Below are 25,899 nucleotides of genomic sequence, written 5' to 3' on the forward strand. Positions count from 1 at the left end.
TTCTCGAGACTGTTTTGCGCGCGTCACTGGGTGTAGCTTTGGGGAGGTCGGCGGCATTTTCGCCCCGGCTCCATGCACCCCGGCCACCCGCTCTCCCCCGGCCGGGCCATGCCCCTCATTCGCGAGAGGAGTGATGATGGAACCGCTCAGCTATTACTACTACAACGTGCTGGAAAGCCTGGAGAAGCCGTGTGACGTGCCGGCCCTGCACCTCCAGGAAGGCTATGACCTGCTGTACCGCTACGGCGGCCGGGTCGAGATGGACCTGATCCGTCGCGCCGAGGCGGCCAGCGCGAATGGCGAGCCCTACCACTGGCACGAGGCGCTGGACGACGAGCAGCAGGACAAGCTGCGTCGCGCCCTGGCCGACGAGAATCCGGCCAAGATCCTCAAGGTGATGCAGCGCAACGGCTACGCCGGGGTGCTCTATCATCATGCCCGCGAAGTCTTCGCCCCCGATGCGGCCGACGAGGCGCAGGGCGTCGCCTAGGCATTCCCCGGGCGACCCCCGACGCCGCCCACCCGGCGGCACGCGGACCGAGAAGCCCCCGGCGACCCCGGGGGCTTTTTGCTGCCTGGCGGGCGAGGCTGCCTCGTCAGTGGGTGGCGCGGGCCAGTTCCTGCCTCAGCCACTCGATCAGCCGATCGATGTCCCGCCGCGGGGCGCCCGCCGGCAGCCACAGCCCGAGCCGGGCCGGGGTCTCGATGAAGCCCCAGGGCGCGATCAGCCGGCCGGTGCGCAGGTCCTCCTCCACCAGGTAGGACGGCGCGATGGCCACGCCCAGGCCCACCAGTGCCGCCTCGAGCATGTAGTGGAGGTGCTCGAAGGACTGGTCGTGGCGCATCGTCGCGGGGTCCAGCCCCCTGGCCGCGAACCACTGCGACCAGGCCTGGGGCCGCGACCGGGTGTGCAGCATCGGCAGTGTGGTCAGGTCGGCGGCGGGTGGGGGGGCATCGGAGGCGGGCGCGTCGAGCCGCTCCGGCGCCAGCACCGGCCCCATGCGTTCCGGCGCCAGCTCGACCACCCGCACCCCGTCGGGCCAGGGCGGCTCGGCGAAGCGCAGCACGGCGTCGACGTCGGTACCGAGCCGGCCGGCCACCTCCTCGTCGGCGGTCAGGTGCAGGTTCAGCTCCGGGCACTGGGCCTTCAGCCGATCCAGCCGGGGAATGAACCAGCGGGCCAGGAAGCTGCCCGGGCAGCCGAGCACCAGCGGCGCCTCCGAGGCGCGCCGGCGCAGCTGGGTGCAGGCCTGGCCGAGGCGCTCGAAGGCCTGTGAGGTCGAGGCACGCAGCAGCTCGCCCTCCTGGGTCAGCGCCAGGCCGCGGCCCTGGCGCCGGAACAGCGTCACGCCGAGCTGTTCCTCGAGCTGCTTGAGCTGGCGGCTGACCGCCCCATGGGTGACGTGAAGCGCCTCGGCGGCGCGCGTGACGCTCAGCGTGCGGGCCGTCTCGTCGAAGGCGCGCAGGGCATTCAGCGAGGGCAGTCGATCACTCAAGGCGGGCTCCTGACATGTCAGCTTTTCTCACAGATTAGCGAGCAATGATCGCTTATCACAGGGGGCGGCGCGATTTATCGTGGTGGCCATTCCCCACTGATCGTCAGGAGTCGTCACCATGGGTCTGCCACACCCCACCGCCGAGATCGCCCCCGATGCCGATGGCTTCTTCGGCCGCTTCGGTGGCCGCTTCGTCGCCGAAACCCTGATGCCGCTGATCCTCGAGCTGCAGGAAGCCTACGCGTCGGCCAAGCAGGATCCCGAGTTCCACGCCGAGCTGGACGCGCTGCGCCGCGACTACATCGGTCGCGAGAGCCCGCTGTACCTCGCCGAGCGGCTGACCGAGGCGCTCGGTGGCGCGCGGATCTATCTCAAGCGCGAAGACCTGATGCATACCGGCGCACACAAGATCAACAATTGCATCGGCCAGGTGCTGCTGGCCCGGCGCATGGGCAAGCGGCGCATCATCGCCGAGACCGGCGCCGGCATGCACGGCGTGGCCACCGCCACCGTGGCGGCCCGCTTCGGCATGGAATGCATCATCTACATGGGCAGCACCGACATCGATCGCCAGCAGCCCAACGTGCAGCGCATGAAGCTGCTGGGCGCCAAGGTGATCCCGGTGACCAGCGGCACCGGCACCCTGAAGGACGCGATGAACGACGCCCTGCGCGACTGGGTGACCAACGTCGCGGACACCTTCTACATCATCGGCACCGTGGCCGGCCCGCACCCGTATCCGGCCATGGTGCGCGACTTCCAGTCCGTGATCGGCCAGGAGGCGCGCGAGCAGCTCGCCGAGAAGGAGGGGCGGCTGCCCGATTCGCTGGTGGCCTGCATCGGCGGCGGCTCCAACGCCATGGGCCTGTTCCACCCCTTCCTCGAGGACGAGGGCGTGCGCCTGATCGGCGTGGAAGCCGCCGGCGAAGGGCTGGAGACCGGCAAGCACGCGGCCAGCCTGCAGGGCGGCAGCCCCGGCGTGCTGCACGGCAACCGCACCTTCCTGCTGCAGTCCGCCGAGGGCCAGATCACCGACGCGCACTCGATCTCGGCGGGCCTCGACTATCCGGGCATCGGCCCCGAACACGCCTGGCTGCACGAGGTCGGCCGCGCCGAATACGTCGCCGTGACCGACGACGAGGCGCTGGACGCCTTCAAGACCCTGTGCCGCCTGGAAGGCATCATCCCGGCGCTGGAGTCGTCCCACGCCATCGCCCATGCGATCAAGCTGGCGCCGACGCTGCCCGAGGACCACGTGATGGTGCTGAACCTGAGCGGGCGCGGCGACAAGGACATGACCACCGTCACCGAACGCCTGGCCGACGAGCTGGCAGACGACGCACCGGCAGAATGAGGAGAGAGACGATGACCCAACGCCACGACCGCATCGCGCGCCGCTTCGACGAGCTCAAGGCCGCCGACCGCGCCGGCCTCGTCACCTTCATCAGCGCCGGCGATCCCGACTACGCCACCAGCCTCGAGACCCTGCTGGCGCTGCCCGAGGCGGGCGCCGACGTGATCGAGCTGGGCATGCCGTTCACCGACCCGATGGCGGACGGCCCCTCCATCCAGGCCTCCACGCTGCGTGCCCTGGAGGGCGGCCAGACCATGGCCAGGACCCTGGACATGGTGCGCGCCCTGCGTGAGCGCGACGACGCCACGCCGGTGGTGCTGATGGGCTACTACAACCCCATCTACTGCCGGGGCGTCGAGGCCTTCCTCGCCGAGGCCGCCGAGGCCGGCGTGGACGGGCTGATCGTGGTCGACCTGCCGCCGGAGCACGACGCCGAGCTGTGCCTGCCGGCAAAGGCCCACGGCCTCGACTTCATCCGCCTGGCGACCCCGACCACCGATGCCAAGCGCCTGCCGCTGGTGCTCGAGAACACCTCGGGCTTCCTCTACTACGTCTCCAGCACCGGCGTGACCGGCGCCGCCGCGCCGTCCGCCGAGCGCGTGGCGCAGGAGGTCGAGGCCATCCGCGCGCACTCCGCGCTGCCGATCGGCGTCGGCTTCGGCATCCGCACCCCCGAGCAGGCCGAGCGCATCGCCCGCTTCGCCGACGCGGTGGTGGTCGGCTCGGCGCTGACCGACACCGTGGCCGCGGCCGAGAGCCCCGCCGAGGCCTCGCGCGGCGTGCTCGAGCTGACCCGCTCGCTGGCCGGCGCGGTGCGCCGCGCCCGGGAGACGGCCGAGGCCTGAGCCTCGTCTCCGCCTGGCCCACCGCCAAAACGAAAAAAGCCACCCCGAGGGGTGGCTTTTTGCTGGGCGCGAGGCGGCCGGCCGTCAGGGCAGCTCCTCGGCCTCCGGGTCTTCCTTCTTGGTCGGGATCAGATCCTCGCGGCTGAGCTTCAGCGGCAGCAGCAGGGCCGCGGCCACGTAGATCGACGAGAAGGTACCGACACCGATGCCGATGATCAGCGCCACGGCGAAGTTGTGGATCATGTCGCCGCCCAGGGTCACCAGCGCCAGCAGCACCAGCAGGGTGGTGCCGGAGGTGGCCAGGGTCCGCGACAGGGTCTGGTTGATCGCCTCGTTGAAGATCGCCGGCATGTCGTCGATGCGCGACTTGCGGATGTTCTCGCGGATGCGGTCGTAGACCACGATGGTGTCGTTGAGCGAGTAGCCGATCACCGCCAGCACCGCCGCCAGCACCGTGAGGTCGAACTCGAAGCCGAACAGGGCGAAGGCGCCGATCACGATCACCACGTCGTGGATCAGGGCCAGCAGGGCGCCGAGGGCGAACTTGTACTGGAAGCGGAAGGCGACGTAGAGCATCACGATGCCCAGCGCCACCAGCATGCCCATGCCGCTCTGGTCGCGGAGCTGATCGCCGACCTGGGCGCCGACGAACTCGGCGCGCACCAGGTCGACGCTGGCGCCGCCCTGCTTCAGCAGGTCGACCACCTGGTCGCCGACGCCGGCGTCGAAGGCCTGCTGCAGGCGGATCAGCACCTCGGTGGAGGCGCCGAAGGTCTGCACCGCCACGTCCTGGAAGCCGGCGGCCTCCAGGGCCTCACGCACGCTGGCCAGCGCCGGCGCGGTGGCGTAGCGGACCTCGATCAGGGTGCCGCCGGTGAAGTCCAGGCCCAGGTTGAGCCCGTTGATCAGCAGGGCGACGATTGACGCCAGCAGCATCAGCCCGGAGGCGATGAAGGCCAGCCGGCGTTTGCCCATGAAGTCGAGCTGTCGATTGATGAACGATTGCATGGCCTTCTCCTAAATCCAGAGCTTCTTCATGGGCTTGCGGCCGTACCACAGGTTGACCATGGCGCGGGTCACCATCAGCGAGGTGAACAGCGAGGTCAGGATGCCCAGCGACAGCGTCACGGCGAAGCCCTTGACCGGGCCGGTGCCGATCGAGAACAGGATCAGCGCCACCAGCAGGGTGGTGATGTTGGCGTCCACGATCGAGGTGAAGGCGCGCTCGTAGCCGGCGTGGATGGCCTGCTGGGCCGAGAGCCCGCCGCGCATCTCCTCGCGTATGCGCTCGAAGATCAGCACGTTGGCGTCCACCGCCATGCCCAGGGTCAGCACGATACCGGCGATGCCGGGCAGCGTCAGCGTGGCGCCGAGCAGCGACATGGCCGCCACCAGCAGCACCAGGTTGAAGGCCAGCGCGATGTTGGCGATCACCCCGAACGCCTTGTAGCGGATCAGCATGAAGGCCACGACCAGCAGCAGGCCGATCTGCACCGAGAGGATGCCGCGCTCGATGTTCTTCTCGCCGAGGCTCGGCCCGATGGTGCGTTCCTGGGCGAAGTAGATCGGTGCGGCCAGGGAGCCCGAGCGCAGCAGCAGCGCCAGGTCGGCCGCCTCGGTGGGCGAGTCGAGCCCGGTGATGCGGAAGCTGTTGCCCAGCGCGCTCTGGATGGTGGCCAGGCTGATGATGCTGCGCTCGGTGTAGGGCGAGCGAACGACGGTCTCCTCGCCGTCCTCCATCACCGTGCGTTCGCGGGTCTTGTGCTCGATGAACAGCACCGCCATGTTGCGCCCGATGTTGGTGCGGGTGGCGCGGTTCATCAGGGTGCCGCCGGTGCCGTCCAGGTTGATGTTCACCTGGGGGCGACCGTTCTCGTCGAAGCTGCGGTTGGCATTCGAGACGCTGTCGCCGGTGATGATGACGTCACGCATCAGGCTGGCGGTACGCGCTTCGTTGCGGAATTCGTAGCTCTCGGTCTCGGCCTCCGGGGTGTCCGGGCGCGCCTCGAGGCGGAACTCCAGGTTGGCGGTGGCGCCGACGATGCGCTTGGCCGCGGCGGTGTCCTGCACGCCGGGCAGCTCGACGACGATGCGCGCCGGCCCCTGGCGCTGCACCAGCGGCTCGGCCACGCCCAGCTCGTTGACGCGATTGCGCAGCGTGGTCAGGTTCTGGTTGACCGCGTAGTCCTGGATTTCCTGCACGGCGGTATCGGTCAGCGTCATGGCCAGGCCGGCGCCGCGGTCGCGCTCGAGGTCGCTGTACTCGAACTCGGGGAAGTCGCGGCTGATCAGGCTGCGGGCCTCGTCGCGGTCTTCCTCGTTCATGAAGTCCATGGCGATCGAGCGTTCCTCGACCTCGGTGTTGCGGTAGCGGATCCGCTCGTCGCGCAGGGTCTCGCGCATGGCGCTGGCGTTGACCTCGAGACGCTGGGTCAGCGCCGCTTCCATGTCGACCTCGAGCAGGAAGTGCACGCCGCCGCGCAGGTCCAGGCCCAGGGTCATGGGGGAGGCGGCCAGCGATTCCAGCCAGCTCGGCGTGGACTCGGCCAGGTTCAGCGCCACGACGTAGTCGTCGCCCAGGGCCTCGCTGAGCATGTCGCGAGCCTGGATCTGTTCGTCGGCGTTGTCGAGGCGGATCAGGACGCTGCCGGCGTCGCGTTCGACGGAGCGGATGTCGATGTCGGCGTCGGTCAGGGAGCTCTCGAGGCGCTCGAGCTGGCGCTCGTCGAGAGTGAAGTCGCCCCCGTCACTGCTGATCTGTACCGCCGGATCCTCGGGGAAGAGGTTGGGGAGAGAGTAGATCAGTCCGACGGAGAGCACGAGGAGTATCAGCAGATACTTCCACAGGGGATAACGATTGAGCATGGGGGCCCTGCCCTCAGGTTGCTGATGATGGGACGGACGCTGCGCCATCACGAGCACCGGGCGGAGCCGGTCGGCCGGGCCCCGCCTCGGTGGTCGCAGGGCAGCCCGCACGGCCGGGTGGTCGTGCGGGCGCGGGGCATCCGATCAGATGGACTTGAGCGTGCCCTTGGGCAGAACGGACGCCACGGCGGTCTTCTGGACGCTGACCTCGGTGCCTTCGGCGATTTCCATGGCCAGGAACTCGCTGTCGTCGCTGACCTTGGTGATGCGGCCCATGATGCCGCCGCCGATGACGATCTCGTCACCCTTGGACAGGCCGGCGATCAGCTGCTTGTGCTGCTTGGCCCGCTTGGCCTGGGGGCGCCACAGCAGGAAGTAGAAGATCAGCACGAAGCCGACCAGCATCACGATCTGGGCGATGCCACCGCCCGGAGCGGCGCCAGCGTCCTGGGCCATGGCCGGGGAAATGAGGAAGTCCAGCATGTACGACGATCTCCTGAGTCGCGGGGAAACAAGACGCCTTCCAGCGGCGCTCGACGGCCGGCCACCCGGGCCGGCCGTCGATCAATTCGGAGCGGGGGGAACCGGCAGACCGCGCTGCGCGTAGAACCCTTCCACGAAGTTCGCCAATGTACCCGCTTCGATAGCACCGCGCAAACCAGCCATCAGGCGCTGGTAATGGCGCAGATTGTGGATGGTATTGAGCATCGAGCCGAGCATCTCGCCGCAGCGGTCGAGGTGATGCAGGTAGGCGCGGGAGAAGTTCTGGCAGGTGTAGCAGTCGCACGCCTCGTCCAGCGGACGGGTGTCGTGGCGGTGCTTGGCGTTGCGGATCTTGACCGTGCCTTCATCGGTGAACAGGTGGCCGTTGCGGGCGTTGCGGGTCGGCATCACGCAGTCGAACATGTCGACGCCGCGGCGCACGCCTTCCACCAGGTCCTCCGGCTTGCCCACGCCCATCAGGTAGCGCGGCTTGTCGGCCGGCATCCACTCGGGCAGGTAGTCGAGCACCTTGATCATCTCTTCCTTGGGCTCGCCCACCGACAGGCCGCCGATGGCGTAGCCGTCGAAGCCGATCTTCTCTAGGCCCTCGAGCGAGGCCTCGCGCAGCTCGGGATACATGCCGCCCTGGATGATGCCGAACAGCGCCGAGGGCGAGTCGCCGTGGGCGTCGCGGGAGCGCTGGGCCCAGCGCAGCGACATCTCCATCGATTTCCTGGCTTCCTCCACGGTCGCCGGGTAGGGCGTGCACTCGTCGAAGATCATCACGATGTCCGAGCCCAGCGAGCGCTGCACGGCCATCGATTCCTCGGGGCCCATGAACACCTTGGAGCCGTCCACCGGCGAGCGGAAGTGCACGCCCTGCTCGGTGATCTTGCGCATCTCGCCGAGCGAGAAGACCTGGAAGCCGCCGGAGTCGGTGAGGATCGGCTTGTCCCACTGGGCGAAGTCGTGCAGGTCGCCGTGCTCCTCGATGACCTCGGTGCCCGGGCGCAGCCACAGGTGAAAGGTGTTGCCGAGGATGATCTCGGCGCCGATCTCCTTCACCGACTCGGGCGTCATGCCCTTGACGGTGCCGTAGGTGCCGACCGGCATGAAGGCGGGCGTCTCGACCGTTCCGCGGGGGAAGGTCAGGCGGCCGCGGCGCGCCCGGCCATCACTGGCCAGGTGCTCGAAGTTCATGAAGCATTCGTCTCGCATGGGGTCTCTCGAAATTCGTCGAAGCGGTCGGCCGGCGCACGGCCGAGCGGCTCGGGTCAGCGGGCGCGCGTCAGCAGCATCGCGTCGCCGTAGCTGAAGAAGGCGTACTCTTCGCGCACCGCCTCGCGGTAGGCGTGCATCACGGTGTCATAGCCGGCGAAGGAGGACACCAGCATCAGCAGGGTCGATTCGGGCAGGTGGAAGTTGGTGATCAGGGCGTCGACCACCCGCCAGTCGTAGCCGGGATAGATGAAGATGTCGGTCTCGCCGCTATAGGGGGCGATCTCGCCGTCGTCGCTCTGCAGGCAGGCCGACTCCAGGCAGCGCACGCTGGTGGTGCCCACCGCGATGACGCGGTTGCCCCGGGCGCGGGCGGCGCGCACCTGCTCGCAGGCCGCCTCGGAGACCTCGATCCACTCGCTGTGCATCTCGTGGTCGCGGATGTCGTCGGCGCGCACCGGCTGGAAGGTGCCGGCGCCCACGTGCAGGGTGACGAAGGCGCTTTCCACGCCCTTCTCGGCCAGGGCCTCGAGCAGCGGCTCGTCGAAGTGCAGCCCCGCGGTGGGGGCCGCCACCGCGCCCTCGCGACGGGCGTAGACGGTCTGGTAGCGCTCGCGGTCGGAGAGCTCGTCCTCGCGGGTGATGTAGGGCGGCAGCGGCATGTGGCCGTGCCGCTCCAGCAGCTCCACCAGCGGCGTCTCGCCGAGGAATCGCAGCTCGAACAGCGCCTCGCGGCGACCCTCGACCACGGCGCGGATGCCGCCCTCGAACGCGATCTCGGTGCCGGGCTTCGGCGACTTGCTCGAGCGCAGGTGGGCCAGGCCGCGATGGGCGTCCAGCGGACGCTCCAGCAGCATCTCGACGCGCCCGCCGCTGGCCTTGTGGCCGTGCAGCCGGGCCGGGATCACCCGGGTGTCGTTGAACACCAGCAGATCGCCCGGATCGAGCGTCTCGAGCAGGTCGGGGAAGCGGCGGTGCGCGAGCGATCCGCTCTCGCCGTCGACGCACAGCAGCCGGCAGTCGCTGCGTTGCTCGGAGGGATAGCGGGCGATCAGCGCCTCGGGGAGCTCGTAGTGGAAATCGGCGCGCTGCATGGAGTGAAACGTCCGGATGGTGGGATGAGAAGGGCGGCTCGGCCGAGCCTTGGCAAGCCGCCTAGGATACCCTGTCGTCGCCGCGAAGTCAGGGGTCGCGATTGACCTCCGGCCCGGCCCACGTATAATGCAGCGCCGTTGCCGGTGTGGCGGAATTGGTAGACGCAGCGGATTCAAAATCCGCCGGGTGCAAGCCCTTGTCGGTTCGAGTCCGACCACCGGTACCATTTCAGAATCAAATGCTTAGCAGCATTTATCCCTTCTTTGCAGTCCTCCCCTCCTCGGTGTTTGGTCGCAGATGGCCGCATTCAGCGACGGCAGCCGCGCGCCAATATCATCGAGTCCAGCGTCGAACATGTGGCTGTATCGACTGGTCACGATCAGGCTCGAGTGCCCCAACAGATCCCGCACCGTGGTCATGCTCTTGCCGCTTGGCCCAGGGGCGCAAGATTCTACGGCCGGCGTTCGCGTTCCAGTACCTAAAGATGCTTCTGCAAGACTACGAGCACGAGATGTTCAGTGCCCTGAATTGCCCCGTGCTTCGTATACACCGTCAGACCTTATGCGGAAGCCTTCTTACGATCTCATGAGGCCACATCGATTCCTGAATCCAAAGCCCCAAGTTTGAAGTCGCCAAAAAAGCGACGGAGTGAGAGTGTGAATCTCGCTTGGTTTCTGCTCACCCGGTATTAATCTTACAGGGTGAGCAGCGCCTAGGAAGGAGTTCAAGAGCACCTGGGGCGTTATTTAATTCAATGTATGGCTGGAGTTTCCGCCTTAACTAGCCATGTTGGTGCGGCTGTTGTATCAAAGTATGGCGCCATGAGCGGCATTGGCTACCTGTGCATCCTGTTCAGGGGTTACGCCTGATACACCAATAGCGCCTATCACTTTGTCATCGACTAAAATAGGGGCTCCGCCGGTCATGAGTCCTTTCAACGGGGCCGACAGGAAAGCGTGGCGGCCCGTGTTGATCATTTCCTCGAAAACATGCGTTGCCTTCCTTCCTAGAGCGGCGGAGCGTGCTTTCTCTTCTGCTACATGAGAAGACATGGGCGCCGCGCCATCCATGCGAAGGAGTCCCAAAAGATGACCGCCGTCATCTGTTATGGCTATGGTTACAGCCCAGCCATTTTCAAGAGCTTCCTGATGGGTGGTGTCGAGAATTCTCTTTACTTCACTTTCGCCAAGTATTGCTTTGTAGTTCATGCTGTGATCTCGGAAGTAAATAACTTCTTGTTTAAAGCTTGACGGTCACGTTCTTGTTGCGCAGGTAGTTGTCCAGTGCCAGCGGCCCTTTCTCGCGACCGAAGCCTGAGTGCTTGGTCCCGCCCACCGGGGCGTATATGCCGCCGGCAAAGTACTGGTTGATGGTGACCTGGCCGGCATCGATCTCGGCGGCCAGGCGCAGTGCCCGGGAGACGTCGCGGCTGTAGACGCAGGCGGCAAGGCCGTAGTCGGTGCCATTGGCAATCGAGAGGGCTTCCTCGTCGCTGCCGACCACCTGTACCGCCAGCACCGGGCCGAAGATCTCTTCCTGCACCAGTCGGTCATCTCGCTCCAGACGATCGATCACGGTGGGCTCGAAGAACAGGCCCTTGCCGCTCTCGGGATCACGGGTCACCTTGCCGCCGCAGCGGAGGGTCAGGCCGCGGGCCTTGGCATCATCGACATAGGACGCGATCTTGGCCAGGTGGTCGGCGGAGTTGATGGCGCCGATGTCCCGTCCCTTGAGGCCATGTCCCAGTGTTAGGTCTTTCACCCGTGGTAGGAAGGCCTGCATGAAGGCTTCGTGCTGCGACTCGTGAATCACCAGTCGCGAGCCGGCGGTGCAGACCTGGCCGGCGTTGTAGTAGATGGCCCAGACCATGTCCTCGGCGACCTTGTCGATATCGGCATCTTCCAGTACCACTGCGGGCGACTTGCCACCGAGTTCCAGCAGCACGCTCGAGACGTTGTCCGCGGCGGACTTCATCACGTGCTTGCCGGTGGCGACCGAGCCGGTGAAGGTCACGTGCTGGACCAGTCGGTGGGCGGTGAGAGCGTCGCCGATTTCCTGGCCGTAGCCGGTGACCACGTTGACCACGCCGTCGGGCAGGCCGGCCTCGCTGAACAGGGATGCCAGGGTCAGGGTGGACAGGGAGGTCAGCTCGGAGGGCTTGATCACCGCGGTGCAGCCCGCCGCCAGGGCCGGGGCAAGGCCGCGTACCGCGGTCAGCAAGGGGAAGTTCCACGGTGCGACGTGGGCGGTCACGCCCACCGGTTCGCGCCGATTGATCGAGACGAAGCCCTCGCCCAGCGGGGTGGTGGTGCCTTCGATCTTGTCGGCGAGCCCCGCGTAGTAGGCCAGTTGAGAGGCGGCGCCTTGAATGTCGGCTTCGGCCTCGGCGTAGGGCTTGCCTGAATCCAGGCATTCGATCACCGACAGCAGTTCGCTGTGGTGGCGGACCGTGTCGGCCAGGCGAAACAGGTGCTCGGCCCGCGCCGCCGGTGCCAGACGCCGCCACTGGTCAAAGGCGCGCTGGCTGCCGGCGACGGCGGCCTCGACGTCCTCGGGGGTGCCCCGGGCGATGTGGGCGATCACGCTCTCACTGCCCGGATCCGTGACCTCGATGGTCTCGCCGGCAGTGGACGCCTGCCACTGGCCGTCGATGAAGTGACGCGGTGTCAGGTGCGGCGTCGGATCAACCACGCCGGCCTGATCGCAGAGAGTCTTGAGTGCAGTCATGAGAGTTCGCTCGCTCGGTAGTGGGCGGATTGCAGCCAGTCCTGGCGCACGCGAATGCCCCAGCCCGGCTCGTCGGGGATGGCGACCTTGCCATCCTTGGCCACCGGGAAGTTGTCGTAGATGCCGTACTGCCACGGGTAGTAGTCGTCTTCCTCGATGGAAAACTCGAGATAGGGGCCAGCATTGTCGATGGCGCCCTGCAGGTGCAGGGTGAAGATGGTCACCAGGCTCAGGTTGGCGGTGTGGGGGGTGACGACGCGTCCGGCCTTGCGCGCCATCTCCACCACTTGCAGGGTGCGGGTGATGCCGCCCATGTAGCAGATGTCGGGCTGTAACACGTCGACCACGCGGTCATCGATCATCTTCTGCCAGGCCGGCAGATAGTGATCCTGCTCGCCGCCGGTCACGTCCAGTGATAGCGCCGCGGTGACCCGGCGGGTCCAGCCCATCTCCCAGTAGGGACAGGGCTCTTCGAAGTGCTGGATGCCGTTGTCCTGGAGCAGGTGACCGACCTCGATGGCGCGCTCGGGACGGAAGCCGCTGTTGGCATCGGCCAGCAGGTCCACGTCGGGGCCCAGGGCGCGACGAATGGTCGGGATGATGGCCTCGGTGCGGCCTGGCCATTCGTCCAGATTGCGTCCGCATTCGGCGCCGACACGGAACTTGAAGGCGTCGTAGCCGTGGCGATCCTGCAGTCGCAGGAAGCGTTCGGCTTCCTGCTCGGGGGTGATATCGCGCTTCATGCTGGAGGCGTAGACCCGCAGGGGGCGAGGCGTGCCGCCGAGCAGCTCGCACACGCTCTTGCCTTGCGACTTGCCTAGCCAGTCCCACAGTGCGGTCTCGACACCGCACAGGGCGCGGTAGAGATAGGAACCGAGAAACTTGTGCTGGCGCTCCAGCACCAACGCCACGCCGTCGGCGATATCATCGATGCCGTTGATCTCGCGGCCTTCGAACCAGGGTACTACCTGGCGGTGCATGACCTCGACGCTGATATCGGCATTATAGGTGGATACCTGCCCCAGGCCCTGGCTGCCGTCGGCCATGGTGACCCGGACGATGCCCACGTCCTCGGTGTGGAAGGACTCTACCTTGATGATCTTCATTCATGTATTCCAGGACTGGCGGATGATGTCGGCGGCCACCTCGGCCACCATCAGGGTGGGGGCCTGGGTGTTGCCGGAGGTGATATTGGGAAAAACGGAGGCGTCGACGACCCGCAGGCCCTCGGCGCCGTGTACTTGCAGCGAAGGATCGACCACCGAGTTGTCGATGCTGGTGCCCATGGCGCAGCTGCCGCAGAGGTGGTAGATGGAACCGCAGGAGGCCGCGAAGTCGTCGAGGATGGCCTCGTCGCTGTGCATGTCCGCGTAGCCGCGATGATCGATCAAGATGTCCTCGAGAGGTCCCGCGCTGGCCAGCCTGCGTACCTGGCGAAAGGCCTCGAGCAGCTCCGTCCTGTCCCTCGGATCGGACAGATAGCGGTTGCGAATCGCCGGGGCCTCATCGGGATCCGCGCTTTTCAGGGTGATGGATCCTCGGCTATGCGGGCGGCAGACGTTGTAGAACAGCGAGACTTCCGCGTGCTTGTGGAGCTTGAGCTTGCCTCCCGAGGCTTCCGGCAGTGCATAGGAAATGGGGTTGAAGAACACCTGTGCCTTGGCGCTGCCACGGGAGGGTTGCTGGACGTGCTCCTGGAGGGGGTATTCATCCATAGGGACGAAGGCGCCGGCGTGCTTGACCCCGAAGGCCAGCGGTCCCTGGCGCCTGGTGAGGTAGCTCCAGCCCGCGGCGAGCTTGCCTATGGGGCTGTTGAGCGTGATGTTCAGGGTCGGTTCGCGACTGTGATAGAACAGGCTTCCACACAGGTGGTCCTGGAGATGCTGACCCACGTTTGGATTGTCGATAATGCTGGCGATGCCCAATGCGGCCAGGGCATCGGCGTCGCCCACTCCCGACAGCTGAAGCAGCTTGGGGGAATCCACGGCTCCGGCGCACAGGATGATTTCCTGGCGGGCCTTGATGATGCGGCGTACGCCGGCCCGCTGGATCTCGAGGCCGACCGCGCGCTGTCCTTCGAATACCAGACGCCTTGCCTGGGTTCCCGTCATCAGCGACAGGTTGGAGCGTTTGAGTGCCGGCACCAGATACTCCCGGGCACTGGAGGAGCGCAGGCCGCCGCGCACGTTCATGTCGTAGAAGCCGTATCCGTCGAGTCGCTCGCCGTTGAAGTCAGGGTTGTAGGGTAGGCCTATGGCGTCACAGGCGCCGAAGAAGGCATGGCACAGGTCCGGGGCGCTATCGCGGGTGGAGCGAATGCCGATACGGCCGTCGCGACCATGCTGGCTGACATCCGCGCTGTAATGGCGCTCCAGGCGCTGAAAATAGGGCAGTACCGCCTCGTAGGACCAGCGTGGCGAACTGACCTCGGCCCAGTCATCGAAGTCCTGGGGTTCACCGCGCACATAGATCATGGCGTTGATCGCTCCGGATCCCCCGACCCCCTTGCCCCTTGGCTGATAGACCTGCTGGTGGCCCAGCTCTGGTTCCGGCTCCGAGCGATAGCAGTAGTTATAGCGCGGGCTGTTGAAGTGGTAGACGAATCCCGCCGGTACCGAGATCGTCGGGCTATTGCCACGAGAGCCCGCCTCGATCACCAGCACCCGCTTGTCAGGATCCTGTGACAGCCGCTCGGCTAGCACGCAGCCGGCGGAGCCCGCGCCAATGATGATGATGTCGGCCTCGGAAACCATGTGCTTGCTCCAGTCAGGTAAGGCAACGATGCGGCAAATCTAGCATTTTAGATTGAGGGGTGTGAAGGCGGGAATTTTCTGTGTTGTCGAAGTTGTTATTCGACCTTGGTCGCATTTCTGGATGCTTTCCGCTTGACGATATAAAAATAACTAATTGAAAATTATGAAAAAGGTGCGAATTGGCATCCCGTTTTCCCGTGCGGGTGAGAAGGGTTTGGAGAGTTTCATGTTGAAAGCCGAGGTTTTGTCTAGCATGTTAGATTGCGAGATTTTGATCCCGTCCTGCGGGGCTTTCATTTCAACCTGAAAGGCTATGCCCATGCTTCAACAGAAAATAAGAAAGGAAATCGCCGGCATTGATCTGGCGGTGTTCATGCCGGCCCTTGTGCTCACTCTGGTGCTGGCCGTCGTCTTCTCCGTCTGGCCCGAGAGAAGCGGCGAGCTGCTCCACGAAATTCATGCCTTCACCACCAACGAGCTCGGCTGGTTCTTTCTGCTGGCGACCGTCGGTGCGATGAGCTTCTGCCTGTACCTGGCCATGTCCCGCTATGGCAAGGTAGTGCTCGGAGATCGAGACACACGTCCCGAATTCTCGACGCTGACCTGGCTGGGAATGATATTCACCTCCGGTACCGGGGGCAGCCTCTTGTACCTCAGCGCCGCGGAGTGGATATGGATCATGCAGTCGCCACCCTTCGGTGCCGAGCCCGGCAGCGCCGAGGCGGCGCGTTGGGCCAGCGCATTCGGTATGTTCCACTGGGGGCCATCTGCCTGGGCCTGGTACATCGCCTGCGCGGTGCCGATCGGTTACGCCATGTACGTGCGCAAGCAGCGCAACTTGAAGCTCAGCGAGCTGACCCGTCCGGTCTTGGGGCGCTGGACCGATGGCCTGATTGGGCATGCCATCAACTTCCTCTACATGTTCGGCATCATCGGTGGTGTCATGACTTCGATCGCGCTGGGTACGCCGCTGATCTCGAGCACCTTCGCCTACGCCTTCGGCATGGAAGCGGGCAGCGCCATATTGGATGTCTTCGTGATCTTTCTGTGGACCTTCATTCCCATGATGGCGCTGATACTCGGTCTGCAGAAGGGCGTGGCACGTCTATCCAACTTCAACGTCCGACTGGATATTGCCCTGCTGCTGGGCGTGCTGGTGTGCGGCCCGCTGTCTTTCACCCTCAATCAGTCGGTGGATGGCCTCGGCCTGATGCTGCAGAACTTCGTCTATATGAGCTTCGCCACGGACGTGATCCGCGATACCGGCTTCCCTCAGGCCTGGACGATCTTCTACTTCTCCTGGTGGGTGGTGTATGCCCTGCCTTATGGGCTGTTCATCGCCAAGATCTCCCGGGGGCGCACCATTCGTGGCATCGTCTTCGCTGGTCTGGCGGCAGGGTCGCTGGGCTGCATGGTCTTCTATATGGTGTTTCCGGCCTTTGGTATTCATCTCCAGACCAGCGGCCAACTAGATCTTATCGGCGTGATGAACGATGCCGGGCGTGGCGAAGTGGTCAAGGTCATGCTTGAACAGCTACCGGCCGCGGGGCTTTTCATCGTGGTGTTCGGACTGGTGGCTCTTCTGTCCTACGTTAGCGGTCAATGTGCCGTGGGGTACTCGCTGGCTTCGGCTACCCAGAAGACACTGCTCCCCGAGCAGGAGGCATCCCGCTATAATGCGTCGTTCTGGCTGGTGCTGGTCGGGCTGGTGTCTATGGCGCTGTACTTTCTCAACCCTGAGAGCTTGACGCCGCTGCAGACGATCTCGATCCTGACAGGCTTTCCGCTGTGCTTTGTTATCGCGATCGTGGGGCGCAGTTTCATGCTGATGCTGGATCGAGACCTGTTTAACGAAACGGCAGTTAGGGATATCGACGGCAGGAAGTATTTGACCCCGGTCACCGAGGGGATCGAGTCGCCGGATGATGGCCCTGTCACTCGGGCCGAGCTCGGCTGAGGGTCGCAGTCGATCGCTGATCCAACGGGCTCGGTGTCAGTGGCACCGAGCCCGTTAGCGTGATCGCTGGTTGCCGGGAGAATGATGACGAGGAGATGGAAGATGAGTGGCACCGCCGAGACGATGTCGCAGCAGGCATACAGCATCATCAAGGATCGTGTACTCAACGGCACCTACGCCCTGGATCAGAAGATCTCGATTAAAGAGTTGACCGAGGGACTGGGGATCGGTCGCAGCCCGGTGGGTGAGGCGTTGAAGCGGCTAGAGCACGAAGGGCTGATTACCATCTCGCCCAAGAGCGGCAATCGCATCTGGAATCCGACTCTCGCCGAGCTCGAGCAGTTGATGGCCTTTCGCAAGATGATGGAGGTCGGAGCACTGAGAATGGCTAGAGATGTGTTCAAGCTCTCCGACGACTTGCTGAAGCTGTGTCACCACATGGATGAGGCGATGGAGGACGAGGACTGGATGCGTTATGAGGCTTTCGACTATCAGTATCACATGACCTTGATACAGTCGTCGGGCAACCAGTACCTGATCGATTCCTATCGGCTGGTGGCCGACAAGATCCGCCTGGCTCGCAACAACATGACTCGGACTTTCGGCCAGTCTAATGCCGGTCACTACGATATCGCCAACGCACTCAAGCGAAATGCCTTCATGGCCGAGCGAGAGCTCGATAAACACTTGACTGTATCACGAGAGCGATTCACTCGGTCTTGATCTGTTCGGTCAAGGAGTCAGGTGCTCGCCTTGGAAGATGGGAAATCTCGCCTGATCCAGCAATAGCTTTCAGGATGGTGATCTTAAGCGCTTTACGTTTGGCGCGAACTGATAATCGCAGCTCTCGTGCTGGAAATGCGCTTTTAGAAAGCACGCTGCCCTACGCGATAGACGTCCGTCCGCGGTAATGGAGTCCGGGTGTCTGGTCGCAGATGACTTTGTGGTCAAAGTGGCTGGTGTAATAAGTGTAAGCATATAAGTCGCTGGTTATTAATAAAAGCCCCGTTGCAAGCGCGGCCTAGAAATGTCGAAAAACGGATTCAAAATCCGCCGGGTGCAAGCCCTTGTCGGTTCGAGTCCGACCACCGGTACCATCCTGCCTGAGAGCCCAGGAAACATCCGGTTTCACAGGGTTATAGCCTGGATAGGACCCAGAGGCGCGACACTTCGGTGATCCACTCTTGAGTTCTTGCCTGCCTTGCGGAACCTGCCTGACGCGCAGCCGTCACCACACGAACTGGTATACCCGGATCGTCATTCCCCATGACTTCCGTGATGATTGCGGCCCTGGATGCAAGCCACCAGCGCAGACCTGCGGTATCCAGTCCTCCCGAGTCTTGCTCCAGAAACACCTGTGCCGGTGTTCGCTAGCCGAGCCGCTTTCGAGGGCGCTCATTCGGCGTCATGACCATGTTGTGCCGCGTGATGGTCTGGACCGCGCCCCGGTGCGGCTTCAGCAGGAGAATCATGGCCGCTTGCGTCAGCTCGGCCGAGATCCCGGGCGGTCGTGCCGCCAGCAGATAGCCGCATCGACGCTCGACCGGCGTGACCAGACCCGCTTCCAGCGGCCCTGTCGGGCCGCTTTTTTGTGTCCGTCGGTCAGGGGGCGGGCGAGCCGTGCCGTCCCGCAGGCGAGCGGCCCTGGGGCGCTCGCACCGGCAACCTGCTGAAGAAAGGGATCAATAAATACAAATATTGCCTTTTTAGACCTATGTCTAATGATGAGGTTGTGGGCAGTTGTCGAGTGAGAAATTTCATTAAAACTCAATAGAAACAATGTTTTATGTCATGATCGATTCTTCTCTCTCGTTTGATCTCGCGCTCACCATCCTTGCCTTGGCCTTATTTGTAAAAAGTTGTTTGAAAAGCATGCCTCCCCTTCCTATAGTGATCCTGCCATCCACAGAGCCACTCGGCGGAATCATGAACATCATCAACGATTATCCTCACGCAGAGCTGTCCAACCTGACCCGTGAACGCCTGATGACGGCGTCGACGGCGTCACTCCATACCCTGCTGCACAAGCGAGGCCTGAAGAACACCTACATCCAGGGCGTGGGCCGCATGAACGACAGCCAGGTCAAGATGGTGGGGCAGGCCTATACCCTGCGCTACATCCCGGCCCGGGAAGACTTGGATGTGGTTGCGGCCTTCCGCGACCCGGAGCACCCCCAGCGCCTGGCGGTGGAAAGCGTACCGCCGGGGCGCGTGCTGGTGTCCGACTGTCGCCAGGACGCGAGCGCCGCCAGCGCCGGGAGCATCCTGCTGACCCGGCTCCAGGTGCGCGAATGCGCGGGCTTCGTGTCGGATGCCGGGGTGCGTGACTCCGAGTATGCCGAGAGCATGTCCATGCCGGTGTTCTGCACCAAGCCCAGCGCGCCGACCAACCTGACCAAGCACCATGCGGTGGATATCCAGCAGCCCGTCGGGTGCGGTGGCGTACCGGTCTATCCCGGCGATGTGCTGGTCGGCGACGGCGACGGCGTCATCGTGGTGCCGCTGGAGCTCGCCGATGAAGTCGCCGAAGAGGCCATCGGCATGGAGGCCTTCGAGGACTATGTGCTGGACAAGGTGAACGCCGGCGCCGCCGTCATCGGCCTCTATCCGCCGAATGAGCAGGCCCAGGAGGAGTACCAGGCTTACCTGCGCCGGCAGGAAACCCGCGGCTGACCGCGGGCGATTTCGATCCAACGACAATCACAACCATCAGGAGCCGCCATGTTCGCTTTCAACACTCTCGACTCATCCCTTCGTCAACGCCTCGCCAAGGGAGTGGCGGGCGCGACCCTGGCCACCGCGGCCCTGGCCGCCGTGGCCAGCGTGCCCGTTGCCCAGGCCGATTTCCCGCAGCGCGATATCCGCATGATCGTGCCCTGGCCGGCCGGTGGCGGTGCCGACGCCATCTCGCGCAAGATCAGCAGCCTGGCCGAGGAGTCCCTGCCGACGTCCATCTATGTGGAGAACATCGGCGGGGCGGTGACCGCCACCGGCCTCATGCAGCTCGCCAAGGCCAGGCCCGATGGCCACACCATCGGCGTGCTGACCTACGACAGCGTCGTCACCCTGCCGCGGGGCAACATGGTGCCGGGCTACTCGCTGGACAAGCTCGAGCCCTTCGCCCGTGTCACCCAGGAAGCCGACGCCATCGTGGTGTCGAAGCAGTCCGGCTATTCGTCCTATGAAGAGCTGATCGAGGCGGCCCGGGCCAACCCCGGAACGGTCCGCATCGGGGTAGCGCCCCAGGGCTCCGGCCCCTACCTGGCGGTGCGGCGGCTGGAGGCGGCGACCGGCGTGTCCTTCAATGTGATTTCCTACCCCGGCTCCTCCACCGCCGAGGCGGAGGCGCTGCTGTCCGGCGAGATCGACGCCGCCATCTCGAGCCTCGGCGACTTCTCCGGCATCCTGTCGTCGGGTGACGCCATGGGCGTGGTCGAGCTGTCCGGTTCCCAGAACCCCGCCTATCCTGACGTGCCGCCGATCTCCGAGTTCGACGTGGAGCTCGAGACCGGCAGCTTCATCGTGCTCGCGGTCCCGGCCAATACCTCCGAGGAGGCCATCGAGACCCTCGAGTCCACCTACCATCAGGCCTTCGAGAGCGAGGAGTTCCAGCAGTGGGTCACCGGCATCGGTGTCACCCCGGGCTGGCTGGGCAGCGATGAGGTCAACGAGTGGATCGAGGACTACCAGCAGCGGACCTTCGCCGCGATGGATGAGCTCGACCTGTAGCTCCCGGTGATCTCGTGAGGCAGCGTCGTCGCCTGCCGCCCGGTGCCGGCCTCGTCAGGTAAGTCATGGCGTGGCCACGGGGGGTGACGGCGGCGGCCTGCCATCCTGCCGCGAGTTTCGATTCAACGATCATTGCGTGTCGGTCTCCCTGGCCGGAGGCCGAGAGAGGTGCTGCATGTCTCGTTTGCTGTTTTCTTCCCTGTTCGGATCCGGTGCGGCCAGGTTTCATGGCGTGCTGGGGCTGTTGTCGCTGGGCTACCTGATCGGTGCCCTGGCGATGGGGCCGCCCCTCGAGGGGGGCAAGTTGACCCCGTCTTTCTTCCCGCTGTTGATCGGCCTGCTCGCCACCTTGCTGTGTGGCCTGCAGTGGTGGTCGGCCGTGCGCGCCGGGGCCCCCGACGCGGCCGAGGAGGCGCCATCGGGAAGCGTCAGCCGGCGACGCTTCCCGCCCGAGCTGGCCTTGATGCTGGCGACCCTGGCCTACGTGCTGCTCTTCCAGCCGCTGGGGTATGCGCTGTCTACCCTGGCCTATGTGCTGACGGTGATGCTGATGTTCTCCGGGCGCGAGAAGTGGCCGAGCAAGGCCGCCATCGCGCTGGCGATCACCGAGGCGGGGTATCTGTTGTTCCACCAGGTCTTCAATGTCCGTCTGCCGATGCTGTGGGGGTGAGCCATGACGACTGACGCAACCCGCCCGTCGATGCATGCCGGGCGCCTTTCCGGGGGTAACCCATGGATTTCCTGACTCAGGTGATGGCGAGCTTCGGCCTGTTGCTCGACCCCACCGTACTGTTCTACGTGGTGGCCGGCTTTTTGATCGGCACCATCTTCTCGGCGATTCCCGGGCTGACCGCGACCCTGGCGCTGGCGCTGTTGCTGCCGCTGACCTACAGCCTGGACGTGACCACGGCGCTGATGGCCTGCGCCAGCATCTACATGGCCGGCATGTGCGGTGGCAGCATCACCGCCACCACCATCAATATTCCCGGTGCCCCGTCCTCGATGATGACGGCGGTGGAAGGCTACCCGATGCAGCAACGGGGCGAAGGCCCCCTGGCGCTGGGCCATGCCTCCTTCGCCTCGATGATCGGCGGGGTGTTCGGCGCGGTGTTGCTGGTGCTGCTGGCGCCGCTGATCGCCGACCTGTCGCTGCTGGTGCAGACCACCGGCAAGTGTGCGCTGATCCTGTTCGCGCTGATCGTGATCGTCATCGCCCAGCGTGGCAACGTGCGTCGCGCGGCCATCGCCGCCTGCCTCGGCCTGATGCTGGCCACCGTGGGGCTCGATGCCATGGTGCCGGTGGCCCGTTTCAGCTTCGGGATGGGGGACCTGGCGGCGGGGATCGACCTGATGCCGGTGATCATCGGTACCTTCGCCATCAGCGAGCTGTTGACCCAGCTGGCCGAGAACGACGCGGCCAAGCGCATCCGCGAGCAGCTCAAGGGGGTGGCGAAGATTCGTCGCCGCGACTTCATTCCCCCGCGCTCGGCGATCCGTCGCATCGGGGCGGCCTGCTACCTGAAGTCGTCCACCATCGGTTATCTGGTCGGCACCCTGCCCGGCGCCGGTGGTTCCATGGGCGGCTTCCTGGCCTATGTGGAAGCGGTGCGCACCTCTCGCGAGCCCGACAGCTTCGGCAAGGGCAACCCTCAGGGGATCGCGGCGGCGGAAAGCGCCAACAACGCGGTGTGCGGCGGCGCCCTGGTGCCGATGCTGACCTTCGGCATTCCCGGCGACCCGATCACCGCCATCGTGCTGGGGGTCCTGGTGATCAACGGCATCCAGCCCGGGCCCCAGCTGATGGAGTCCCAGGCCGGCCTGATCGCGCCCATGCTGGCGGCGCTGATCTTCAGCGCGCTGATCCTGATCCCGCTGACCATGTACCTGCTGGGGCCCTACTTCATCCGCATCGTGCGCATTCGCCGCGACGTGCTGTTCGGCTCGATCGCCATGCTGGCGGTGGTGGGCAGCTACGTGGCCACCTACTCGACCTTCCAGATGATGATGACCCTGGTCATGGGCGTGCTGGCCTTCTACCTGAGAAAGCACGGCTACCCGGTGGTGACCCTGCTGCTCGGATTCATTCTCGGCCCGGGGCTCGAGGAGTACCTGCGTCGCACCCTGACGCTGTCCAGCGGGGATCTGACGGTGTTCGTGACCCAGCCGGACAGCCTGTTCTTCATCGTGCTGACCGGCATCTTCGTCTACTTCCTGGCGATTCGTAAGCCGGTGCGGTTGAAGGGGAGCGAAAACGCCGGCTGAAGCAACGAAACGACCCAAGCGGGACGCTTCGGCGCCTGCCCCCTGGCACCTCGCCATGGGCAGGCGCCTTTTTTGCGTGGGGCATTCGCTCGCTCGACCACGAGCCGTGTAGGCCCCTGGCAGCGCCGTGGCGAGCCGCAAGAGCCGGCCATGGGGTCTCGCGTGGCGTTGCCTCCGTGTTCCGGGGCCCGCCGCCAGGAGGCGGAGGCCATGCTGGCCGGCGAACGACAACAACGGGCCGGGCAGGCTCGGGGGGGGCATGCGGCTTCAATGAGTCGCGGGCGGGGGGATCCCGAGAGATTGCATGGAGACGCTGTCCACGGCTTCCAGGGAGCATGCCGCCGTGTCCAGGGGGAGCGCGGGACAGATCATGAAGAAGGCCCTCGCCGATGGCGAGGGCCTCTTGGGTGGTCGATGGCGCCGGGCCCGATGCGGGCCCTCGGTTCAGCGCTTGCCGTTCACCTGGCGCGGCAGGCCGAGTGGGTTGTCCGCCTTGAGGCTGTCCGGGGCCAGCGCCTCCGGCATCGCCTGGTAGCACACCGGGCGCAGGAAGCGCTGGATCGCCGCGCTACCCACGGAGGTGGTGCGGGAATCGGAGGTCGAGGGCCAGGGGCCGCCGTGGACCATGGAGTGGCAGACCTCGACGCCGGTGGGCCAGCCGTTGAACAGGATGCGGCCGGCGCGACGCTCGAGCAGCGGCAGCAGCCGGTCGGCCAGCGCGTAGTCGGCCTCCTCGAGATGGACCGTGGCGGTCAGCTGACCTTCCAGGGCGGCCAGCACCTGCTGGATCTGCTCCGCCGAGTCGCATTCGACGACCAGCGCGCAGGCGCCGAACACTTCGTCGTGCAGGGCATCATTGCCCATGAAGGCCGTGGCGGTGGTGCGGAACAGGTGGGGCTGGCAGGGGCAGGCGAGGTGCCCGGTGGCCTTGCCCTTGGCGACCAGCGAGACGTCCGACGACTCGTCAAGCCGGGCCACGCCCTGCTGATAGGCGGCGTGGATGCCGGGGGTCAGCATCAGTTGGGGCGAGGCCTCGCGTACCGCCTCGCCGGCGCGATCGACGAAGCGTTCCAGGGCGGGGCCGGAGAGGGCCAGGATCAGCCCGGGGTTGGTGCAGAACTGGCCGGCGCCCATGGTCAGCGAGGCGACGAAGGCCTCGCCCAGCGCCTCGGCGTTGGCCTCGAGATGCTGCGGCAGCAGCAGGACCGGGTTGATGCTGCTCATCTCGGCATAGACCGGGATCGGCTGGGGGCGTGCCTGGGCGGTACGCAGCAGGGCGGTGCCGCCATTGCGCGATCCCGTGAAGCCTACCGCCTGGATGCGCGGGTCCTTGACCAGGGCCTGGCCGAGCTCGCTGCCGCTGCCATACAGCAGCGAGAACACGCCTTCCGGCATGCCGCAGACCTGGGCCGCCTGCTGGACGGCGCGTCCCACCAGCTCGGAGGTGCCGGGGTGGGCGGAGTGGGCCTTGACGATCACCGGGCATCCCGCGGCCAGCGCCGCCGCGGTGTCGCCGCCGGCGACGGAGAAGGCCAGCGGGAAGTTGCTGGCGCCGAACACCGCTACCGGGCCCAGCGGTACCTGTTGCTGGGCCAGGGAGGGGCGCGGCATGGGAGTGCGTTCGGGCAGGGCGTCCTCGACGCGCACATCCAGGTAGTCGCCGCTGCGCAGCACCTCGGCGAACAGTCGGAGCTGTCCGCAGGTCCGGCCGCGTTCGCCTTCCAGGCGAGCCTTGGGCAGCCCTGTCTCGGCCATGGCGCGCTCGGTCAGGGTGTCACCGAGGGCATCGATATTGTCGGCCGCGGCTTCGAGAAAGGCGGCACGCGCTTCAAGCGGCAGGCGGCGGTAGGCCAGGAAGGCGTCCTCGGCCAGCCGGCAGGCGTGCTCGACTTCGGCCTGGCCGGCCAGCGAGTACCGGGGGGCGAGGGCTTCGCCGGAGGCGGGGTTGATCGCCTCGATGCTCTGGGCGCCGGTGGCGCCGGCCTGGGAGGCGAAACCGATCAGGTGATGACCTTCGAGAGTCATGGGGGCTCCTGAACATGGGGATGATGTCGATGAAGGGGGCTCGGCAGAGGGGCGCGGGGGCTGGCCCGGCGGGCCAGGGTGCCACGGTGCCGACGCTTGGCGGAGCGGCCGGAACAAGGGGCCGGCCGCGAGGGGCTCAGGACGCAGACGGCGCCGGCATGATCCTGCCGGCGACCGGGGCTTGAGCGATCCGCCTCAGGGGCACATCTGGCCGCCGTTGACGTCGATCACCTGGCCGGTGATGTAGCCGCTGGTGGCGTGAGACGCCAGGAACAGGAAGGACGGGGCGACCTCTTCGGAGGTGCCCAGGCGACCCATGGCGATGGTAGAGGCGATCTTTTCCTTCACCTCCGCGCTCTTGTCGGCGTGGAAGGCGGTGTCGATGGTGCCGGGGGCAACGATGTTGAAGCGCACGTTATCCTTGGTGAATTCCTTCACCCAGTTGCGATGCAGGTTGTGCAGCATGGCCTTGCTGCCGCCGTACAGGGAGGCGCCGAGGCCGCCGCCTTCACGGCCGGCGATGGAGCCGGTGCTGATGACGCTGGCGGTTTCGCCACGCTTCTCGGCGGAGGCCTTGAGATGCGGCATGGCGAAGCGGGTGGTCATGATCACGGAACGCAGGTTCAGGTCCATCACCAGCTCGAAGTCGTCGTCCTCGAGGGATTCGAGACCCTTGCGGACACCGAGGCCGCCGGCGTTGTTGACCAGCACGTCGAGGCCGCCGAACTGTTCGACGAATGCGTTGACCAGGGCCTCGCACTCGCCGCTCTTCGTGAGGTCGCGCTCGTAGTAGGCGAAGCGGGCGCCCTCGCTTTCCAGCTGGGCGATCAGCTCCTCGGCGGCGCCGTCCTTCTGGCTGCTGTTGATGCCGACGATGGCGCCGGCACGGGCGAACGCGACCGCGGCGGCACGACCAATGCCCTTGGTAGAGCCGGTGATGAGGACGGTCTTGTCATTGAGATCGGTGAACATGCAATGCTCCTGAACGAATCGGGCCTGCATCAGGCCGCGGGCTGAAGGAGGATGGCGTGAGGGCCGGGCCGGGCTGGGTCGTGACCGGGCCCCGGCATGGCCCGCCAGTCGATGTTCG

Annotated in this window: 21 protein-coding genes and 2 tRNA genes; 11 read left to right on the plus strand and 12 right to left on the minus strand. The window is 65.6% G+C overall.

The genetic code is table 11. The features are described 5' to 3' along the window. Positions 1–133: 133 nt before the first annotated feature. A complete protein-coding gene (locus FIU88_RS02070; RefSeq protein ID WP_253742680.1) occupies positions 134–490 on the plus strand; it encodes a hypothetical protein in 357 nt (118 codons plus the stop codon). A gap of 106 nt (positions 491–596) precedes the next feature. On the opposite strand, the gene FIU88_RS02075 is transcribed toward FIU88_RS02070, so the two are convergent. Next, positions 597–1,496 (minus strand): LysR family transcriptional regulator, encoded by a 900-nt coding sequence (locus tag FIU88_RS02075; protein ID WP_016855156.1) that lies wholly within the window; start codon positions 1,494–1,496, stop codon positions 597–599. Positions 1,497–1,614: 118 nt separating this feature from the next. Between FIU88_RS02075 and trpB the strand changes: the two genes are divergently transcribed. Both trpB and trpA read left to right on the plus strand, forming a co-directional pair. Further along, complete coding sequence (gene trpB, locus FIU88_RS02080; RefSeq protein ID WP_152477993.1) at positions 1,615–2,850, plus strand: tryptophan synthase subunit beta; 1,236 nt, start codon at positions 1,615–1,617, stop codon at positions 2,848–2,850. 11 nt (positions 2,851–2,861) lie between these two features. After that, positions 2,862–3,695 (plus strand): tryptophan synthase subunit alpha, encoded by an 834-nt coding sequence (gene trpA, locus FIU88_RS02085; RefSeq protein ID WP_152477994.1) that lies wholly within the window; start codon positions 2,862–2,864, stop codon positions 3,693–3,695. Positions 3,696–3,779: 84 nt separating this feature from the next. Here the strand turns inward: trpA and secF are convergent, their stop codons facing one another. The 5 genes from secF to queA all read right to left on the minus strand — a co-directional run bounded on the left by secF (position 3,780) and on the right by queA (position 9,355). Further along, on the minus strand, positions 3,780–4,703 hold the full coding sequence (gene secF, locus FIU88_RS02090; RefSeq protein WP_016855153.1) for a protein translocase subunit SecF: 924 nt from the start codon (positions 4,701–4,703) through the stop codon (positions 3,780–3,782). A 9-nt stretch (positions 4,704–4,712) separates the two neighbouring features. Continuing rightward, positions 4,713–6,560 (minus strand): protein translocase subunit SecD, encoded by a 1,848-nt coding sequence (gene secD / locus FIU88_RS02095; protein WP_152477995.1) that lies wholly within the window; start codon positions 6,558–6,560, stop codon positions 4,713–4,715. A 144-nt stretch (positions 6,561–6,704) separates the two neighbouring features. Then, positions 6,705–7,043, minus strand: a complete 339-nt coding sequence (gene yajC / locus FIU88_RS02100; RefSeq protein WP_016855151.1) for a preprotein translocase subunit YajC — start codon at positions 7,041–7,043, stop codon at positions 6,705–6,707. An 81-nt stretch (positions 7,044–7,124) separates the two neighbouring features. Further along, positions 7,125–8,243 (minus strand): tRNA guanosine(34) transglycosylase Tgt, encoded by a 1,119-nt coding sequence (gene tgt / locus FIU88_RS02105; protein ID WP_216647309.1) that lies wholly within the window; start codon positions 8,241–8,243, stop codon positions 7,125–7,127. Between the two features lie 74 nt (positions 8,244–8,317). Then, entirely contained in the window at positions 8,318–9,355 is a 1,038-nt protein-coding gene (gene queA / locus FIU88_RS02110) for a tRNA preQ1(34) S-adenosylmethionine ribosyltransferase-isomerase QueA (protein WP_152477997.1), read from the minus strand. A 140-nt stretch (positions 9,356–9,495) separates the two neighbouring features. On the opposite strand from queA, the gene FIU88_RS02115 reads away from it, so the two are divergent. Beyond that, positions 9,496–9,582, plus strand: a tRNA-Leu gene (locus FIU88_RS02115). Between the two features lie 580 nt (positions 9,583–10,162). Here the strand turns inward: FIU88_RS02115 and FIU88_RS02120 are convergent. The 4 genes from FIU88_RS02120 to FIU88_RS02135 are packed head-to-tail and all read right to left on the minus strand — an operon-like array spanning position 10,163 to position 14,836. Next, positions 10,163–10,564, minus strand: a complete 402-nt coding sequence (locus FIU88_RS02120) for a heme-binding protein (RefSeq protein ID WP_152477998.1) — start codon at positions 10,562–10,564, stop codon at positions 10,163–10,165. Between the two features lie 31 nt (positions 10,565–10,595). Beyond that, complete coding sequence (locus FIU88_RS02125) at positions 10,596–12,083, minus strand: aldehyde dehydrogenase (protein ID WP_152477999.1); 1,488 nt, start codon at positions 12,081–12,083, stop codon at positions 10,596–10,598. Next, a complete protein-coding gene (locus FIU88_RS02130; protein ID WP_152478000.1) occupies positions 12,080–13,189 on the minus strand; it encodes a mandelate racemase/muconate lactonizing enzyme family protein in 1,110 nt (369 codons plus the stop codon). The genes FIU88_RS02125 and FIU88_RS02130 overlap by 4 nt, the downstream gene beginning before the upstream one ends. Continuing rightward, complete coding sequence (locus tag FIU88_RS02135) at positions 13,190–14,836, minus strand: GMC family oxidoreductase (protein ID WP_152478001.1); 1,647 nt, start codon at positions 14,834–14,836, stop codon at positions 13,190–13,192. It lies immediately after the preceding gene. A gap of 319 nt (positions 14,837–15,155) precedes the next feature. Between FIU88_RS02135 and FIU88_RS02140 the strand changes: the two genes are divergently transcribed. The 7 genes from FIU88_RS02140 (at position 15,156) to FIU88_RS02170 (ending at position 22,784) form a co-directional block, all read left to right on the plus strand. Further along, entirely contained in the window at positions 15,156–16,793 is a 1,638-nt protein-coding gene (locus FIU88_RS02140) for a BCCT family transporter (protein WP_152478002.1), read from the plus strand. Positions 16,794–16,895: 102 nt separating this feature from the next. Further along, positions 16,896–17,516 carry a GntR family transcriptional regulator gene (locus tag FIU88_RS02145; RefSeq protein WP_172977637.1) on the plus strand — a complete coding sequence of 207 codons (621 nt, stop codon included), beginning with the start codon at positions 16,896–16,898 and terminating at the stop codon, positions 17,514–17,516. Positions 17,517–17,748: 232 nt separating this feature from the next. After that, positions 17,749–17,890, plus strand: a tRNA-OTHER gene (locus FIU88_RS02150). An 829-nt stretch (positions 17,891–18,719) separates the two neighbouring features. Further along, positions 18,720–19,466, plus strand: coding sequence for a ribonuclease activity regulator RraA (locus tag FIU88_RS02155; protein ID WP_152478004.1), 747 nt, complete (start codon positions 18,720–18,722; stop codon positions 19,464–19,466). A gap of 48 nt (positions 19,467–19,514) precedes the next feature. Then, complete coding sequence (locus tag FIU88_RS02160) at positions 19,515–20,522, plus strand: tripartite tricarboxylate transporter substrate binding protein (protein ID WP_172977638.1); 1,008 nt, start codon at positions 19,515–19,517, stop codon at positions 20,520–20,522. Between the two features lie 175 nt (positions 20,523–20,697). Further along, positions 20,698–21,192: a tripartite tricarboxylate transporter TctB family protein gene (locus tag FIU88_RS02165; protein WP_152478005.1), complete on the plus strand. Its 495-nt coding sequence runs from the start codon at positions 20,698–20,700 to the stop codon at positions 21,190–21,192. Positions 21,193–21,254: 62 nt separating this feature from the next. After that, positions 21,255–22,784: a tripartite tricarboxylate transporter permease gene (locus tag FIU88_RS02170; protein WP_152478006.1), complete on the plus strand. Its 1,530-nt coding sequence runs from the start codon at positions 21,255–21,257 to the stop codon at positions 22,782–22,784. A gap of 444 nt (positions 22,785–23,228) precedes the next feature. Here FIU88_RS02170 and FIU88_RS02175 read toward each other — a convergent pair whose 3' ends face one another. After that, on the minus strand, positions 23,229–24,809 hold the full coding sequence (locus FIU88_RS02175) for an aldehyde dehydrogenase (NADP(+)) (protein ID WP_152478007.1): 1,581 nt from the start codon (positions 24,807–24,809) through the stop codon (positions 23,229–23,231). A gap of 195 nt (positions 24,810–25,004) precedes the next feature. Continuing rightward, positions 25,005–25,781 (minus strand): SDR family NAD(P)-dependent oxidoreductase, encoded by a 777-nt coding sequence (locus FIU88_RS02180; protein WP_016855138.1) that lies wholly within the window; start codon positions 25,779–25,781, stop codon positions 25,005–25,007. Positions 25,782–25,899 lie beyond the last annotated feature (118 nt).

It is taken from the genome of Halomonas sp. THAF12 (genome assembly GCF_009363675.1).
Taxonomy (GTDB): domain Bacteria; phylum Pseudomonadota; class Gammaproteobacteria; order Pseudomonadales; family Halomonadaceae; genus Halomonas; species Halomonas smyrnensis.

Excerpts from the sequence above, each read along its gene's own strand:
- FIU88_RS02070 (WP_253742680.1), top strand. The coding sequence starts at position 134 with ATGATGGAACCGCTCAGCTATTACTACTACAACGTGCTGGAAAGCCTG.
- secF (WP_016855153.1), bottom strand. The coding sequence starts at position 4,703 with ATGCAATCGTTCATCAATCGACAGCTCGACTTCATGGGCAAACGCCGG.
- queA (WP_152477997.1), bottom strand. The coding sequence starts at position 9,355 with ATGCAGCGCGCCGATTTCCACTACGAGCTCCCCGAGGCGCTGATCGCC.
- FIU88_RS02130 (WP_152478000.1), bottom strand. The coding sequence starts at position 13,189 with ATGAAGATCATCAAGGTAGAGTCCTTCCACACCGAGGACGTGGGCATC.
- FIU88_RS02170 (WP_152478006.1), top strand. The coding sequence starts at position 21,255 with ATGGATTTCCTGACTCAGGTGATGGCGAGCTTCGGCCTGTTGCTCGAC.
- tgt (WP_216647309.1), bottom strand. The coding sequence starts at position 8,243 with ATGAACTTCGAGCACCTGGCCAGTGATGGCCGGGCGCGCCGCGGCCGC.
- FIU88_RS02120 (WP_152477998.1), bottom strand. The coding sequence starts at position 10,564 with ATGAACTACAAAGCAATACTTGGCGAAAGTGAAGTAAAGAGAATTCTC.
- FIU88_RS02175 (WP_152478007.1), bottom strand. The coding sequence starts at position 24,809 with ATGACTCTCGAAGGTCATCACCTGATCGGTTTCGCCTCCCAGGCCGGC.
- FIU88_RS02145 (WP_172977637.1), top strand. The coding sequence starts at position 16,896 with ATGAGTGGCACCGCCGAGACGATGTCGCAGCAGGCATACAGCATCATC.
- FIU88_RS02160 (WP_172977638.1), top strand. The coding sequence starts at position 19,515 with ATGTTCGCTTTCAACACTCTCGACTCATCCCTTCGTCAACGCCTCGCC.
- FIU88_RS02140 (WP_152478002.1), top strand. The coding sequence starts at position 15,156 with ATGCTTCAACAGAAAATAAGAAAGGAAATCGCCGGCATTGATCTGGCG.
- FIU88_RS02155 (WP_152478004.1), top strand. The coding sequence starts at position 18,720 with ATGAACATCATCAACGATTATCCTCACGCAGAGCTGTCCAACCTGACC.
- secD (WP_152477995.1), bottom strand. The coding sequence starts at position 6,560 with ATGCTCAATCGTTATCCCCTGTGGAAGTATCTGCTGATACTCCTCGTG.
- FIU88_RS02180 (WP_016855138.1), bottom strand. The coding sequence starts at position 25,781 with ATGTTCACCGATCTCAATGACAAGACCGTCCTCATCACCGGCTCTACC.
- trpB (WP_152477993.1), top strand. The coding sequence starts at position 1,615 with ATGGGTCTGCCACACCCCACCGCCGAGATCGCCCCCGATGCCGATGGC.
- FIU88_RS02165 (WP_152478005.1), top strand. The coding sequence starts at position 20,698 with ATGTCTCGTTTGCTGTTTTCTTCCCTGTTCGGATCCGGTGCGGCCAGG.
- yajC (WP_016855151.1), bottom strand. The coding sequence starts at position 7,043 with ATGCTGGACTTCCTCATTTCCCCGGCCATGGCCCAGGACGCTGGCGCC.
- trpA (WP_152477994.1), top strand. The coding sequence starts at position 2,862 with ATGACCCAACGCCACGACCGCATCGCGCGCCGCTTCGACGAGCTCAAG.
- FIU88_RS02135 (WP_152478001.1), bottom strand. The coding sequence starts at position 14,836 with ATGGTTTCCGAGGCCGACATCATCATCATTGGCGCGGGCTCCGCCGGC.
- FIU88_RS02125 (WP_152477999.1), bottom strand. The coding sequence starts at position 12,083 with ATGACTGCACTCAAGACTCTCTGCGATCAGGCCGGCGTGGTTGATCCG.